Source organism: Streptomyces sp. NRRL B-24572 (assembly GCF_002156145.1).
Lineage (GTDB): Bacteria > Actinomycetota > Actinomycetes > Streptomycetales > Streptomycetaceae > Streptomyces > Streptomyces vietnamensis.
The window spans coordinates 1-1,265 of record NZ_MWIG01001167.1; the positions used below are offsets into that span (position 1 = coordinate 1).

Below are 1,265 nucleotides of genomic sequence, written 5' to 3' on the forward strand. Positions count from 1 at the left end.
GGGCGGCCTCGGCGGGGTCGCCCGCGCCGTCCGCTACGAGACCCTCGTCCACCTCGGCGATCTCATCACCCTGGACGCGGCGGACGTCCTCACCTCCGTCTTCGAACTGCTCGCCGGGGTCGTGGTGCTCGTGCTGCTCGCCGGGCGCGGCGCCCCCGCCGCCGCGCCCGGACCGTATCCGCCGGCCGGGGTACGGCCCCCGGCCCCGCCCTACCCGACACCGCCCGGCTGGTGACTCAGCGCGTGAGGCCGAGCGACCGCTTCAGGAACTCCACCTGGAGCAGCAGCAGGTTCTCCGCCACCTGCTCCTGGGGCGTCATGTGCGTCACCCCGGACAGCGGCAGCACCTCGTGCGGCCGGCCCGCCGCGAGCAGCGCCGACGAGAGCCGCAGCGCGTGCCCCACCACCACGTTGTCGTCCGCGAGGCCGTGCACGACCATCATCGGCCGGGCCGGCTCCTCCGGCGCCGACAGGCCGTCGTCGGTCAGCAGCGACTGCGCCGCGTACACCTCCGGGTCGTCCTGCGGGGTGCCGAGGTACCGCTCCGTGTAGTGCGTGTCGTACAGCCGCCAGTCCGTCACCGGCGCCCCGACCACGGCCGCGTGGAAGACGTCGGGCCGCCGGAGCACCGCCCGGGCCGCCAGATAGCCGCCGTACGACCAGCCGCGGATCGCCACCCGGCCCAGATCGAGCGGAAACCGGTCGGCGAGCCCCCGGAGCGCCGCCACCTGGTCGTCGAGCGTCACCGAGAGGTCCCGCAGGACCGACTTCTCCCAGGCGGGGGAGCGGCCCGGCATGCCCCGCCCGTCCGCCACGACCACCGCGAAGCCCTGGTCGGCGAACCACTGCGAGGTCAGGTGCGGATTGTGCGCCGCGAGCACCCGCTGCCCGTGCGGACCGCCGTACGGATCCATCAGGACCGGCAGCGGCCCGTCCCCCTCCGCGTACCCCTGGGGCAGCAGCACCGCGCACGGGATCCGCCGCGCCCCCGCCTCCGTGAGCCGCACGCGCGCGGAGATCACCGGCCGCTGGGCGTACGAGGCCACCACCGCGACCTGCTCGCCGCCCCGCAGCACCCGCGCCACGCTCCCCGGCGCCTCGGGCCGCGCCGACACCAGCACGGTCACCGCGCCCGAGCGCACCGCGCCGTGCACGCCCACGCCCTCGGACAGCCGCGTCAGCCGCTCCGCGCCCCGTCCGGTCGCCCGGTACACATGGATCTCGCCGGTCTCCGGCTCCGCCGCCGCCTCGCCCGCCGAGGCCGA

General features: G+C 76.6%; 1 protein-coding gene and 1 pseudogene. One reads left to right on the forward strand and one right to left on the reverse strand.

Annotated elements, in window-relative coordinates:
- Positions 1-235 (forward strand): annotated as a pseudogene (locus CCN56_RS43770) (hypothetical protein); the annotation flags it as partial.
- Position 236: 1 nt separating this feature from the next.
- Here the strand turns inward: CCN56_RS43770 and CCN56_RS41075 are convergent.
- Positions 237-1,265 (reverse strand): S9 family peptidase (locus CCN56_RS41075; protein WP_143664856.1); only part of this gene is annotated, 1,029 nt, incomplete at its 5' end.